The sequence below is a fragment of the Lelliottia sp. CFBP8978 genome (assembly GCF_034046055.2).
Lineage (GTDB): Bacteria > Pseudomonadota > Gammaproteobacteria > Enterobacterales > Enterobacteriaceae > Enterobacter.
The window spans coordinates 3,543,874-3,557,327 of record NZ_CM188253.1 but is presented as its reverse complement, the minus strand read 5'-3'; the positions used below and the strand labels follow the sequence as shown (position 1 = coordinate 3,557,327).

The window sequence follows — 13,454 nt, the reverse complement described above, 5'->3', positions numbered from 1 at the left end:
GGAACCAACATGTCTGAACAACAAGCACAGGGCACTGACGCGGTAGTCGATCTTAATAACGAACTGAAAACCCGTCGCGAGAAGCTGGCTGCACTGCGTGAGCAGGGTATCCCATTCCCGAACGATTTTCGTCGCGATCATACCTCAGACCAGCTGCACGCTGACTTCGACGCGAAAGAAAACGAAGAGCTGGAAGCGCTGAACGTAGAAGTGTCCGTTGCAGGCCGCATGATGACCCGTCGTATCATGGGTAAAGCGTCTTTCGTGACTTTGCAGGACGTCGGTGGCCGTATTCAGCTGTACGTTTCCCGTGACGATCTGCCAGAAGGTATTTATAACGAGCAGTTCAAGAAGTGGGATCTGGGCGATATCCTCGGCGCGAAAGGCAAGCTGTTCAAGACGAAGACGGGCGAACTGTCGATTCACTGCACCGAACTGCGTTTGCTGACTAAAGCACTGCGTCCGCTGCCGGATAAATTCCACGGTCTGCAGGATCAGGAAGCGCGCTATCGTCAGCGCTACCTGGATCTCATCTCTAACGATGAATCGCGCAAAACCTTCAAAATCCGTTCCCAGATTATGGCGGGTATCCGTCAGTTCATGGTTGGCCGTGATTTTATGGAAGTGGAAACCCCGATGATGCAGGTGATTCCTGGCGGTGCGTCTGCGCGTCCGTTCATCACCCATCATAACGCTCTGGATCTGGACATGTACCTGCGTATCGCGCCGGAACTGTACCTGAAGCGTCTGGTGGTTGGCGGCTTCGAACGCGTGTTCGAGATTAACCGTAACTTCCGTAACGAAGGCATCTCCGTTCGCCATAACCCAGAGTTCACCATGATGGAACTCTACATGGCGTACGCGGATTACAAAGATCTGATTGAGCTGACCGAGTCGCTGTTCCGTACCCTGGCGCAAGATATTCTCGGTACCACCGAAGTGCCTTACGGCGATGAAGTCTTCGACTTTGGTAAGCCGTTCGTCAAACTGACCATGCGCGAAGCGATCAAGAAATACCGTCCGGAAACCGAAATGGCCGATCTGGATAACTTCGATTCCGCTAAAGCGATTGCTGAAAGCATCGGGATCAAAGTTGAGAAAAGCTGGGGTCTGGGCCGTATCGTGACCGAGATCTTCGAAGAAGTGGCCGAAGCGCACCTGATTCAGCCAACCTTCATCACCGAATATCCGGCAGAAGTTTCTCCGCTGGCTCGTCGTAATGATGAGAATCCGGAAATCACCGATCGCTTTGAGTTCTTCATCGGCGGCCGTGAAATCGGTAACGGCTTTAGCGAGCTGAACGATGCGCAGGATCAGGCGCAGCGTTTCCAGGATCAGGTTGATGCGAAAGCAGCAGGCGACGACGAAGCTATGTTCTTCGACGAAGACTACGTCACTGCCCTGGAGCATGGCTTACCGCCAACGGCGGGCCTGGGGATTGGTATCGACCGCATGGTGATGCTGTTCACTAACAGCCACACCATCCGCGACGTGATCCTGTTCCCGGCGATGCGTCCGGTAAAATAAGTCGTTGAGAAATAAAAAAAGCCCCGGTGTATACGCCGGGGCTTTTTTATTTCTGTTATTCACTCGCCACTCGCAAAGAGCCTGAGCTTTTCATGCGCGCTGGCGGCTTCTGAAACCATCCACGGACTAAACGCCCAGGGCGTTGCTTTAAGGGCGCGTAATAATGGATCCAGCTGAACCCACTGATACTGCATCACTTCATCAGGATTAATCATCAGCGGGCTGATTATCTTTGCGGCGTAAACCGGGCAAATTTCATTTTCAACGATCCCGGAAGGATCGATTTCACGGTAGCGAAAATCCGTGGCGATCGGCGTGATGTCGGCAATCTCGACACCAATTTCATATCGGCAGCGTCGGACAATGGCGTGTTCGGTGCTTTCATTGAGTTGGGGATGCCCACAGACGGAGTTCGTCCAGACACCGGGCCAGGCTTTTTTACTCAGGGCGCGACGCGTAACGAGGCATTCGCCCTGTGAATTAAACAGCCACGAAGAGAAGGCCAGATGCAGCGAAGTGTTTGAGGTGTGCGCGGCATATTTCTCCTGGGTGCCAATCACCTCTCCCAGGTCGTTGACCAAAAGGACATGTTCTTGTTTGTTCATTCCTGCTCCACTACCCGAACAGCGGGAAGGCGATTATATCGCACTCTCAGGCAGACGGATTGTCTCCCTGAGCTGAAAAGAGTATTTGCGGCAAAGATTGGCAACAGAATTCAGGCTGCTATCATAGGACGCCATTTACGCTGACCGAGGATCTGTTTTGTTTGCAGGAAGCCTGAAGATAAATCCCCTTATTGCTATTTTCTGCCTGACGCTGGCACTGCTGCTCGCGGGCTGTTCAGGGAGCAAATCATCGGATACGGGTAGCTATTCCGGTTCGGTCTATACCGTTAAGCGCGGTGATACCCTGTATCGTATTTCTCGTGCGACGGGGACCAGCGTTAAGGATCTGGCGCGTCTTAACAGCATCTCTCCACCCTACACCATCGAAGTGGGCCAGAAGCTCAGGGTCAACAGCAGTTCTTCTGCGACAAAAAAATCATCCTCAAAGAGCGGTAAAACTGCTGCGGTCACGCCTTCATACGCGGTGCCAAAATCGTCATGGCCACCGGTTGGGCAGCGTTGCTGGGTATGGCCTGCCAGCGGAAAAGTGGTGGTACCTTACTCGACGGCAGAGGGGGGCAATAAAGGTATTGATATCGCGGGTACGCGAGGTTCGCCAGTTTATGCCTCGGGCGCGGGAAAAGTGGTTTACGTCGGCGACCAGCTTCGTGGCTACGGTAATTTAATCATGATCAAGCATGGTGAGGATTACATCACCGCTTATGCTCACAATGACTCTCTGTTGGTGAACAACGGGCAGAACGTTAAGGCGGGGCAGAAGATCGCGACGATGGGGAGCACAGGAGCCAGCTCTGTCGCCCTGCATTTCCAAATCCGCTATCGTGCGACGGCTATCGATCCGCAGCGATATCTGCCAGCACAGGGCAGTAAACCGAAGTGTTAAACGGTTAATTATTCACCGGTTAACCATCGGGAGGCTTGTTTGAAGAAGCGTAAGGTCTATAATGCCTTACGCACCTCAAAGCGGGCGTAGTTCAATGGTAGAACGAGAGCTTCCCAAGCTCTATACGAGGGTTCGATTCCCTTCGCCCGCTCCAGTTTCCCCCCTTGCGTAAAAGTCACAAAAGCCTCCTCTTCAAGCAACTTAAATAATTATCTATTTTGATCTCCTCTGAGTTCTACCGTTGTGATCCGCCCTTAGTGACGGTTGCGCTAAGTGACATGATGAGATGACGGTATACGTCAGCGTTGGCGGCCTCTGCCAGCACTTCGCTCACACTCTTGGCGGTACACGAGCACCCTTATGAGGTGTGAATCTTCTGACAATTTGATGAAGTCGCGTCGCTCCGCTTGTCTCCTTACCACTAACGGGCTTTATGGCTTCTGTTGCCTGAAATCATGGAGTTAGATCGTAGGCTGTGTGTAAAGTAGTCGTTATAGTTGCATTTCACACAAAACTAATAAGGACTTTAGAGGATGGAAAGCGCAAAGGACCTGGCAAGGGAGATGCTCTCCGCACTGGATCTACAAGATGAAGGAATGTTGGTTGCATACGTTAAGGGCTTTGTTCACTTCCCGGTTAACCTGTATTTCCTCGCTTATGATTTCATCCATACCGATGACAGGCGGCAAAACATGGACGATAACATGAGGCTTGCGGAGTTAGTCGAGCGTGCAACTTCAAAGAAGCACATCAACTTAGTTGCAAGAGCGGTAAACGTGTTCATTGATGATTTTATGAAGCACGTCAACATGGCTGATATTGCAAAGGAAGTGGCAGAGAACACGATCGCCTCAACACTGGGGAGCTATACCTTTGGCGAGCTTACCGGATTAAAAATCGGCAAGCTGATTTCTTCACGTATCACCGTATCAATCGCCTTTAGCATGTCTATCAGCACGTTGTTAATGATTGGCGGTGGTGCATCCAGAGCTATCCATGCTTCAAGATTCCTTAAAACGACCAATTACGGCGTATACCGTAAGCTGAAAGATCTCGGTGATCTGGATCTACTCTATTTTGCCATTCAAGATCGGGTTAAGCCTTTTGAGAAAGCAACTAAACTTTCGGAGGAGAATCCCGTGCTCTTTAATCAGGCGGCAGAGTATTTTTTCAAAGGCTTGTGAGCGCTCATTTTTTTGTTTTCCGATACAGTAGCCAGAAAATCAACCCCATGACGATAGTGAACGTCCAGCGCCCTAACATGAACATATAAGCGTATTTATCCCCAATAGATTCGGGGAACGCGCTGAACATCAGGATCACGTTAGAGATTGCTGACGTTATAGCGAAGAATGCTGAGACTATGATCCCTGTCCAAATTAGGAAGGTAAGCAGTTTTTTCATTCGTGATTTCCTTATCAATCATCTGGTTAATTTCTCCGCAAGTGTACTTAATCGACAATAGCGAGTAAACGCGCGGATATAACTAAACCATTATCGTAGTTGCCCATAAATCAGGATGCCGGATATCAGAACCATGATGGCTCCGGAGCTTATACTGACCCACCGCGCAGCCTGCGGGCGCGTGGCTAATAACGCTCTCGAACCGTAGCCGACCAGCAGATAGATCGCCGTACAGGTGATTAAGTGCAGCAGTGCAAGGGCCGACATCTGCACGGTCACCGACCAGTTTCCTCTGGGATCGGTAAATTGCGGCAGCAGTGCCAGAAAGAGAAGAAACACTTTTGGGTTTAGACCACTGATGCACAACCCCTTTAACGCCCACTGATTCCAGCCTCCCGCCTGCTGCTGCGCGGCATTCACCGTTGCGGGATGGCGTAAAATAGCGATTCCTAACCACAGCAGATAAACAGCTCCCAGCATTGTCAGTAGCGACAGCGCCAGCGGGTGTCCGGCGATCAGCACCCCGACTCCGGCGACCACAATTACCGTTGCCAGTAAATGTCCTGACATCAGCCCCAGCACCGCCGGGAGTACGCGGCGACCGTTGATCCCGGCGCTGATGGCGTAAGCCCAGTCGGCACCGGGGGTCATAATAAGCAGGAAAGAGACTACCCAGAATCCCACGACAAAGCTCATTTCCATTTTCTGATAATCCTTCGATGGTTCAACTTCAGGGAGAGAAAGAATACCGATGTCGAAGCGAAATGGGCTTTCAATGTTATGCTGAAAAAAGGTCTTAACGGGGAGAATCTTCCAGATGGATAGCATAGATCGAAAAATACTTGCTGAGTTGCAGTTGGATGGACGCCTGTCGCTGACTGAACTGGCGGAGCGCGTTAATTTGAGCCTGTCTCCCTGCCATCGGCGGGTGCGCGCGCTGGAACAGAGCGGAGCAATAACCGGATACCGCGCCAGTCTCGACCCCGCGAAAATGGGATTTAATTTTGTGGCGATTGTCTTTGCCACTCTCAAGGAGGGCGACAAAAAGGCCGTGAGTGCTTTTGAAATAGCCGTCGAGGAGATTCCGCAAATTGTCCTGGCGCAGCGTCTGTTTGGCGATCCTGATTATCTGATGCATGTGGTCACCCGCGACCTCTCCGCTTTTCAGAAACTGTATGATGAGAAGCTATCTGCGATGCCGGGTGTGCAACACCTGCGTTCAACGCTGGTGATGAAAACCGTGGTGCAGGACAGGCCATTCCCACTTGAGAGCCTGAAGCAGGGGCAAACGCTATGATTGAAACCTCACGACTTATCCTTCGGCAGTGGAAGCCAGAGGATTTTGCACCTTTTGCGGCTTTGAATGGCGACGGGGAGGTGATGCGCTATTTTCCGGCCCTCCTCACACGGGATGAGAGCGACAATCTTGCCACTCGCTTTAGCGAGGGGATTGCCGAACGTGGCTGGGGCTTTTGGGCCGTAGAATCGAAAAAGAGCGGTGAGTTTGTCGGCAGCGTGGGTTTGCATCCGCAGCCGGACCGATTTGATTTCTCGCCGTGCACCGAAATTGGCTGGCGTCTGGCAAAAAAATTCTGGCAGCAGGGCATGGCGAAGGAAGCGGCTGAAGCCGCGTTGCGCTATGCATTTGAAGAGCTGGCCCTGCAGGAGGTTGTATCATTTACGTCGGTACTGAATACGCCTTCTGAAAATCTGATGAAGCGGCTGGGGATGACCAAAGACACGACGTTTATGCATCCCGCTCTGCCGCCTGACCATAGGCTGGCCGGGCATGTGCTTTATCGGCTGTCGGTGGCGCACTATGTCACAAAGCTGGCTACTGCACCCGGAAGCGCGCAGTAGCAGGCTTGTCAGTTATCAGGCGTTCACGCGCGTGAATTCGGCATCAATTGCTTCTGCCTGTTCACGCCATTTCGCAAACTGCATCTGGCGCTCCTTGCTGTGGCGCAGCGTCTGCTCCAGCCCTTCAAGCTCGTCGTTCATTAAGACGTACCCGGAGAAGAATCGCTCGACGTAGTCGGGCGCGTTCAGTACACCTAGCAACTCTTCACGCTGGGTGCGGAAGTTAGCCACCATTTTCTGAATGTTTTCAGCAAATTGTTTCTCACGTTTCGCCTGCTCCAGCGAATCCCAGGCTTCCAGTGCCAGCCCGACAACGGAGAGCGCGCCGTTCAGCCCTTTAGCTAAATTAACCGCACCCCAGGGTTTGAATTTCAGCAACTTACCCAGATCCAGTCCGACCATTTTCGCCAATGACACCACGCCATCGCGAGCGGCGATGACGGTAGTGTTGTTGATCACTTTGCTTTTCACCACATAGTCCAGGCCCTGTTTGCCCATCGCGGTCAGGGTGCCATTGTAATGGCTAATTTCAGCATTGTAGCCAATCTGCATCTTCTCCAGAGCCTGAGACACGGACTGTAACCGGCGATCGAACTCATTTTGCAGACGAGTCGATATGATGATGCCATTGTCGCCCACCTCGCGTTCGAAAAACGGCAGGTAAGTTTCCATGCTCAGTCCTTCAGCCTGAAGGATCAGTTCGGAGAAGTATTCGGTGACAAAGGAGCGCAACGCTGTGCGGGTGTCGCTCATGTTGGCCTGCATCGCGGTCATTTCTTTGCGCATACGCTGGTGGATGACGGCCAGTTCCGCCACCTCTTCTTTGATGCGCTCGTCCTTCTCAACGGCCACCGGAAGTTTGCGCGTAAGAATGTCACGGATAACGCTTTTTTTCGTCTCTTCGCTCAGGGCCTGAATACCGCCACTCAGCGCAATTTTTTCACTGGTCGCGTTTTGCAGAGTACCGATGTGCGACAGCGCACGGAACTTGTCGGGGTTTTCGAGCCAGTAGTCGGTCCCCATATCAAATGGGTTAGCGGCGACCGCAACAATGCTTAACGCATCGCGCTCTTGCGGGGTGAGGGCGATCAGATCCTGCAGGCGTGACGCGACATTCTGGCACTTCACGCGGGCATTGGACTGGTAATCGTCTTCGTCTTCGACGTCGGCTACTTCATCAAAGCGGCTAAGGACGAACACCGTGCGATCCAGCAAATTGAGGGTGCGGAATAGCCATTCCAGATCCTGTTTATGGCTCTCTTTAATCGGATTGGTGGAGTTCATGACATACAAGACAAGATGCGCTTCGCTGACGTATTTCTTCGTCATGTCTTTGTATTTTTCCATCGACTGCGTCCCTTCGTCGAACTGCTCTTTAAAACCGAACAGCCCTGGGGTGTCAATCAGGACAAAATCAGACCCCACATCATACACTTTGACCTCATTAGACGATTCCTGGTGGCTGATATTCATGCTCGCCTTATCCAGTTTCTCCATCCAGGCCGCGGCAATGGAGGTTTTACCTTCCGAGAAGCCACCAATCAGGGCGATATGCAGTTTCCCATTGGATGCATTCTCTTTTGCCATCTGCAATTTGTGCAGCAAATGCGGGTCCATCTGAATGCCAAATGCTTCACCCTGCTGTAAAAACGCGTTCAGGTTGTTCAGGATTTCGAGATTTTTCGCTTGTTGCGATTTAAAAATATCCAGAGTCTTTTCCATTATTTATCTCCTGAAGCCTCAAGGCTGAGTGAAAGATGGCGTAAATTTTTTGTAGCGTTAATCAGGATCTTATTGATCTGAGAGGCCTGGCGGGTTGGTTCTTCCAACATCGCTTTCAGCTGTACGACTTTTTGTTCCAGCTCAGGGAACACCTTGTCGATGCCCTCTTCGATTGCTGATTTCATATTTCTGGCAATCTTGTTGAGGTTGTCATCGGCAGACTGTTTCTGCTGCGAGATTTTATAAGAAGAACTGAAGAAGCTGCGCACGGCTTTGTAGACCGCGAAAACCATGCCAGCTAATGCCGGAGCCAGAATCAGCCATCCGGCCGGGTTCCAGAACAGTAAGGCACCGCCAGCGAGGGTCGCCAGTAAGCTGGTGACTTTCAGGCCATTATCAATATCAATTTTCAGTTCGAACTGATTATCGAATTTATTTTTCTGCAACTTCGAGTAAGTTGCCAGAATTTCCTGAGCATATTTCTGGAAACGCTGCACGATATCTTCGATTTCATCTTTGAACTTATCGAGTTCATTTTTGAAAATATCCGGGAGGTTTTTTTCCAGCTCCGCGTGTTGCTGTTTGATCGTGCTCTCCAGCTCATCCTTAAAGCGATCGTTACTGATATCGTCTTCGATTTCGCGATAGATCTGTTTTCTGGCGCGGCTACGGAAAGCATCAACGGCGTCCTCACCCTGATTAATCAGACGGGTCTTTAAAGATGCCAGCGCAATATCCAGCAGCTGATGAGCGTTGATCGTGTCGTGATGCAGTTGTTTTGCCAGTTTGCCGTAGCTCTCTTTTTGCAGGCAGGTCAGCTCGGAAGTCACATCATCGACGGTGGTACGGGCTTTATTAAAGTTTGAGCGGGTGATCTTGGCTTTGCTGTCAGCTACCAGCTGTTTGGTCAACAGGGATAAGAATCCTTTCAGACCTGTTTTTTCCAGAATCTCTTCAGGATCTAACTTTTCTAATAACTTGCCGCGTTTTTTAGCGTTTTCTGAACCGGGAACCAGATGTTCAGCCACGCTTAAAAACGCAGGCATCGCGCTGACTGACCAGGTATCGCGATAATTATCCCCCAGCTGCTCGCTCATTTTTTTATTCAGATCGTCGAGGCTGAGTTGTTCGTCATCGCTGATTAAAGCCGGGCGGTTTAACTGCAGCGGGTTGGTAATACGTTTATTAAATAGCGTCCAGACTTCGGTCTGCGCATTCAAATGGGCTTTGATTTTCTCCAGCGTACCAGGCGTTTTATCATCCCCTTTTTGCGGAGCCGTTGGCTTACTGGTGACATAGAAAACGGCGTGAGCCTTCTCGACGGCATGCTGTATTTGCGTCAGGACTTTACTCTCTTTTCCTTCGATTCCCGGCACGTCCAGCAAGGCAAAGCGTTGGGCGTCAGCCTCGAAGGGATAAAGCGTGGTGTCCATTGTGAAGTCAGAGACGCCGGTGCCGATAATTTCACCATCCGCCAGCAGTGACAGCTCTTCCAGTTTGCTCTTCTGTACGGTCTGTAACTGGCGGAGCGAAGCGGCGTGTGAATCGCACTCTGCTTTTTGCGTCTGAAGCGATTTCAGCGCTGCTGATTTTTCGTGTTCCAGCGCCTGCTTCAGTATCTGCTGGCTCTCTTTCTCTTTTTGTTCGGCGGTTTTCACCCACAGATGAATGAATTTACGCCACAGTGAAAACTGTTGACGTTGCGCGGCAATGAGCGCGCTAAGGGCGTCAATCTGGCTCTGAAAAGCATTCTCGCGCTCGACATACTCCAGGTTGATTGCCTCAATCGCCTGAGCCAGCTCGTGGGCGCGTTTTTCGTTTTCACTGAGAGCGTGCTGCAATGTTTCGATGTCACTTTCAGTGAGCTGATGCTGTTGCTGAAATTCTTTGAATGCCTGCTGGCGCGAGCGCTTGCTCTGTTCATTCAGCAAAATACGCAGGGTTTCGATAATGGTTGATTTTCCTGCGTTCGTTTCGCCATAGAACGCAATCGTAAACGTATTCCACTCGGCATTTTTTTGCAGACTTTCGATATTCTCGTTCAATTTTTGACGAAAGGCGTCCAGCTGCTGGCGCGCATTTTCATTGGCTTGCTGCAGGGAAGGATCGGTTGTGGTCTGGGTAAGATTTTGCAGAATGCGATCAACTTCCAGTGATATTTTTTGGTAGACCCCGCCAGGAGTCACAGCTTCAACTGACATATTACTTCCCTTGAAATGACATCCGCGGACCAGATGCCTCAACGATGTGTGTGCCGTATTGTGAAAAACGGGACTGACAAATTTTGTCAGTATAAATACGAGAATTGCCTTTAAATAAACGGCAAATATAAGCTTTTCTTTAATGATGTGATTCTTTTTTTAGATTAATTTTATTTAATAATTTCAGATGGATGTAATTTTTAGTTTCCATAAAAAACTACAAGGTATGATAGTTGTTCACAGAATATTTATTCTTTATTCTCGAGGAGAACCGCGTTCCTGAATAATACTGAAAGTGACGGGCTTTAAACGATGCGGGAAGAGGATGTAAGCGCACCGGGAGAGCCCGGTGCGAAGTGCGTCACTAGCCGACAAACATCACCGATACACACATTATGCCGACAATCAGCGTCAGCAGATTGCCGACCGAGCGATACGGTTTCAGCGCCGGAATCAGATACGTTGAGAGCGTTGGCATAATAAACAGAATCATCGCGATGAGCGGCCCGCTGATCGCGTAAATCATCGAAATGGCATTTGGGTTGATGCAGCACACCACGAAGGTGATCAACGACACGGCCATAATCGACAATGCGCGGTTAAAGGCGCGACTTTTCTTGATTCCCACCTGATTCAGCGACGATTTGACGATCTCCGTCGCCCCTTCAATTACGCCAAAATAGGTGCCGAGGAACGATTTCGACATGGCGATAATCGCCACAATAATGCCCGAAACGCCCAGCCAGGATGGAGAAGACGGCATCATGGAGAGCGCAGAGAGGATCGTTACCCCTTCTTCTTTTGCCGCCACGATATACGACGGCGGAATCGACAGCAGGCAGCTGAACACAAAGAACAGAACGCTCAGACAAATAATCAGGTACGCGACTTTCATGATTTTTTTGCATTTACCCATGGCCTCATCACCGTACTTTTCACGTCTGTCGACGGCAAAAGTAGAGATGATAGGCGTATGGCTAAAAGCGAAAACCATCACCGGAATAGAAATCCATACCTGGTGCAGCGTGTGCCGATCAAACGCCATCTGGCTGGTGAGTAACGACGGCTGCCAGCTTGCGGTCAGATACAGCGAGACGAACAGGAAATAAGCAATGAGCGGGAATACCAGAAAACCCATCACCTTGATGGTGATATGGCGGCCGGTTAAGAAGATCAGGTTCAGCACCATCACCACTCCCAGACTCACCAGAACGCGCACGGTAGTATCGACGTTCAGATGCCTGGCGAGCTGTTCGGTAATCGAGTTAGTGATCGCTACCGCGTAAATCAGCACCACCACGAAAAAGGCGACGAAGTAGAGCGTGGTGATCAGATTGCCGATCTTTTTGCCGTAGTAGTGAGTGACTGCGCTGGTGATCCCTTCGCTGCCTTTCGCCTTTGACGACAGGATAAACTGGGCCAGCGCTTTGTGCGGCCAGTAGGTTAACGGATAAGCCACAAGGGCAGTAATAAGCAGAACAATGGCACCCGCAGAGCCGAGTTGTATGGGCAAGAACAGGGTTCCTGCGCCCACGGCGGTGCCGTACAGGGCGAAACTCCACAGAGTCTCTTCTTTTGACCAAATTTTCGACATTAGAACAACGTATCAACTATAAAATCAACAAAAAGGAGCGTAATTTACCATAATTATGCGCTGAAGGCGCAGAGGACGTTGCGGGAAGGGGCCGGAAAGCGCTTCCGGCCAGGCGGGATTAGTTGGCCAGGGCGCGTCGTTGCTGGCGTCGTTTGATGATTTTTTCGCGCAATGTGTCGTAAGCCCAGTTATAGAACATGGTGTACGGCAGGAAGAACAAGAAGAAGCCAATCTCAAGGGTAAAAGCCTGAAGTAACGTCACTCCAAGCACCGCCGAAACGATTGAAACCCCGATCACAATAAAGCCGCACTCAAAGCCCAGCGCATGTAACGCCCGCACCTTTGCGGTACGTGTCACGCGATGAACTGGCCAGAAGCGATCAAAGCCAAAGTTGTAAATAATGTTCCAGACCATCGCCGTCGTGGCCAGAATGATGGTCAGTCCGCCCATTTCCATCACCGAGCGCTGCATGAGCCAGGCGGCGGTTGGAGCAAGAATGGCGGTCGCAATTCCCTCGAAGCATACCGCGTGGAAAATACGCTCCGGCAGTTTTCGTTGTTGGATGTCGTGTTGCATAGTCTGAACCTCTGTAATACGCCGGAATGGGCGTTGATGCGGACTATTTTCATCGCTAAAGATGATATATAAAAGATAGTTACCATCTATAAAGTAGATACTTCACCATGCGCTATTCTCCCGAAGCCCTGACCGCATTCGTTGAAACGGTTGCGACCGGCTCCTTTTCTGCCGCGGCCCGACGCCTGCGTAAAAGCCAGTCAACGGTCAGTACTGCCATTGCAAATCTGGAGGCAGATTTAGGATTCGCGCTTTTTGATCGCTCCGCCCGTCAGCCGGTGCTGACCGAGCAGGGAGAACAGGTGCTGGGCTATGTGCAGTCCATTCTGGCCGCCAGTGCGCGCCTCGATGAACTGGCGGTTTCCCTGACCGCGCAAACGGAAGCGCGGCTGACGTTTGTGCTTTCGGACACGCTCAACCCGGACGTACTGGAAGATATGATGATCCAGTTCGATAAGCGCTTCCCGCACACCGAGTTTGAATGCCTGATTGGTGAGGAAGAGGACGTCATCGACCTGCTGCAAAAAGAGCGCGCGCAGATTGGCCTGACGGAAGCACGCGAAGTCTATCCCACCGGGATCGGCGTTATCAGACTTGCCATGCAAACCCAGATGGCGATCTATGTCGCCACAACCCATCCTCTGGCTGCGCAGGGAAGGGTTGAAGTGGATGAGTTGCACGGCTGGCGCGAGCTGCGTCTGAGTACCTATCTGGAACGGGAAACGGCGCTGGCGCGCGGGCCGATGTGGTCGGCACCGAACTACCTTTTGCTGCTCAGCATGGCAGTACAGGGTTTTGGCTGGTGCGCGTTACCCTGCGCGCTGGTGGACGAGTTTGCCGCAGCCAAAGCGCTGGTTCAGCTTAATGTTCCCGGCTGGCCGCGCTCCATTGCCATTGATCTGTTATGGAATAAACGCAGCCCGCCAGGCGTGGCCGGAAGCTGGCTGCGACAATATCTTCAGGACGCCCGCTAATCATGTGACTAAACTCACTTTTTTTAAACAATTACGTTAATAGTTGATAACAATGCATCTACTATCTGCGGTGTCAATTTGCGCAG

Annotated in this window: 13 protein-coding genes and 1 tRNA gene; 7 read left to right on the top strand and 7 right to left on the bottom strand. The window is 51.1% G+C overall.

Annotated elements, in window-relative coordinates; genetic code table 11:
* Positions 1 to 9: 9 nt before the first annotated feature.
* On the top strand, positions 10 to 1,527 hold the full coding sequence (lysS, locus tag SOM82_RS16605; protein ID WP_154126107.1) for a lysine--tRNA ligase: 1,518 nt from the start codon (positions 10 to 12) through the stop codon (positions 1,525 to 1,527).
* Positions 1,528 to 1,586: 59 nt separating this feature from the next.
* On the opposite strand, the gene idi is transcribed toward lysS, so the two are convergent.
* Positions 1,587 to 2,132, bottom strand: coding sequence for an isopentenyl-diphosphate Delta-isomerase (idi, locus tag SOM82_RS16600; protein WP_320460533.1), 546 nt, complete (start codon positions 2,130 to 2,132; stop codon positions 1,587 to 1,589).
* Positions 2,133 to 2,289: 157 nt separating this feature from the next.
* Between idi and actS the strand changes: the two genes are divergently transcribed.
* The 3 genes from actS (at position 2,290) to SOM82_RS16585 (ending at position 4,220) form a co-directional block, all read left to right on the top strand.
* Positions 2,290 to 3,036, top strand: a complete 747-nt coding sequence (gene actS / locus SOM82_RS16595) for an amidase activator ActS (protein WP_320460532.1) — start codon at positions 2,290 to 2,292, stop codon at positions 3,034 to 3,036.
* 80 nt (positions 3,037 to 3,116) lie between these two features.
* Positions 3,117 to 3,190, top strand: a tRNA-Gly gene (locus tag SOM82_RS16590).
* 379 nt (positions 3,191 to 3,569) lie between these two features.
* Positions 3,570 to 4,220: an Ssp6 family T6SS pore-forming effector gene (locus SOM82_RS16585; protein ID WP_320460531.1), complete on the top strand. Its 651-nt coding sequence runs from the start codon at positions 3,570 to 3,572 to the stop codon at positions 4,218 to 4,220.
* A gap of 4 nt (positions 4,221 to 4,224) precedes the next feature.
* On the opposite strand, the gene SOM82_RS16580 is transcribed toward SOM82_RS16585, so the two are convergent.
* The gene (locus SOM82_RS16580) at positions 4,225 to 4,440 is read right to left on the bottom strand and encodes a hypothetical protein (RefSeq protein ID WP_320460530.1); all 216 of its coding nucleotides are present in this window, start codon (positions 4,438 to 4,440) and stop codon (positions 4,225 to 4,227) included.
* Between the two features lie 90 nt (positions 4,441 to 4,530).
* Positions 4,531 to 5,142 (bottom strand): LysE family translocator, encoded by a 612-nt coding sequence (locus SOM82_RS16575; RefSeq protein WP_320460529.1) that lies wholly within the window; start codon positions 5,140 to 5,142, stop codon positions 4,531 to 4,533.
* A gap of 115 nt (positions 5,143 to 5,257) precedes the next feature.
* On the opposite strand from SOM82_RS16575, the gene SOM82_RS16570 reads away from it, so the two are divergent.
* Positions 5,258 to 5,737, top strand: a complete 480-nt coding sequence (locus SOM82_RS16570; protein WP_320460528.1) for an Lrp/AsnC family transcriptional regulator — start codon at positions 5,258 to 5,260, stop codon at positions 5,735 to 5,737.
* Complete coding sequence (locus tag SOM82_RS16565; protein WP_320460527.1) at positions 5,734 to 6,300, top strand: GNAT family N-acetyltransferase; 567 nt, start codon at positions 5,734 to 5,736, stop codon at positions 6,298 to 6,300. Before SOM82_RS16570 ends, SOM82_RS16565 begins: the two co-directional genes overlap by 4 nt.
* A 15-nt stretch (positions 6,301 to 6,315) precedes the next feature.
* On the opposite strand, the gene SOM82_RS16560 is transcribed toward SOM82_RS16565, so the two are convergent.
* The 4 genes from SOM82_RS16560 to SOM82_RS16545 form a co-directional block, all read right to left on the bottom strand.
* Positions 6,316 to 8,022 (bottom strand): LeoA/HP0731 family dynamin-like GTPase, encoded by a 1,707-nt coding sequence (locus SOM82_RS16560; RefSeq protein WP_320460526.1) that lies wholly within the window; start codon positions 8,020 to 8,022, stop codon positions 6,316 to 6,318.
* A complete protein-coding gene (locus SOM82_RS16555) occupies positions 8,022 to 10,223 on the bottom strand; it encodes an AAA family ATPase (RefSeq protein ID WP_154126098.1) in 2,202 nt (733 codons plus the stop codon). The genes SOM82_RS16560 and SOM82_RS16555 overlap by 1 nt, the downstream gene beginning before the upstream one ends.
* A gap of 364 nt (positions 10,224 to 10,587) precedes the next feature.
* Positions 10,588 to 11,817 carry an amino acid permease gene (locus tag SOM82_RS16550; protein WP_320460525.1) on the bottom strand — a complete coding sequence of 410 codons (1,230 nt, stop codon included), beginning with the start codon at positions 11,815 to 11,817 and terminating at the stop codon, positions 10,588 to 10,590.
* 118 nt (positions 11,818 to 11,935) lie between these two features.
* Positions 11,936 to 12,394 carry a multidrug/biocide efflux PACE transporter gene (locus tag SOM82_RS16545; protein ID WP_154126096.1) on the bottom strand — a complete coding sequence of 153 codons (459 nt, stop codon included), beginning with the start codon at positions 12,392 to 12,394 and terminating at the stop codon, positions 11,936 to 11,938.
* Between the two features lie 107 nt (positions 12,395 to 12,501).
* Between SOM82_RS16545 and SOM82_RS16540 the strand changes: the two genes are divergently transcribed.
* Positions 12,502 to 13,368 (top strand): LysR family transcriptional regulator, encoded by an 867-nt coding sequence (locus tag SOM82_RS16540; RefSeq protein WP_154126095.1) that lies wholly within the window; start codon positions 12,502 to 12,504, stop codon positions 13,366 to 13,368.
* Positions 13,369 to 13,454 lie beyond the last annotated feature (86 nt).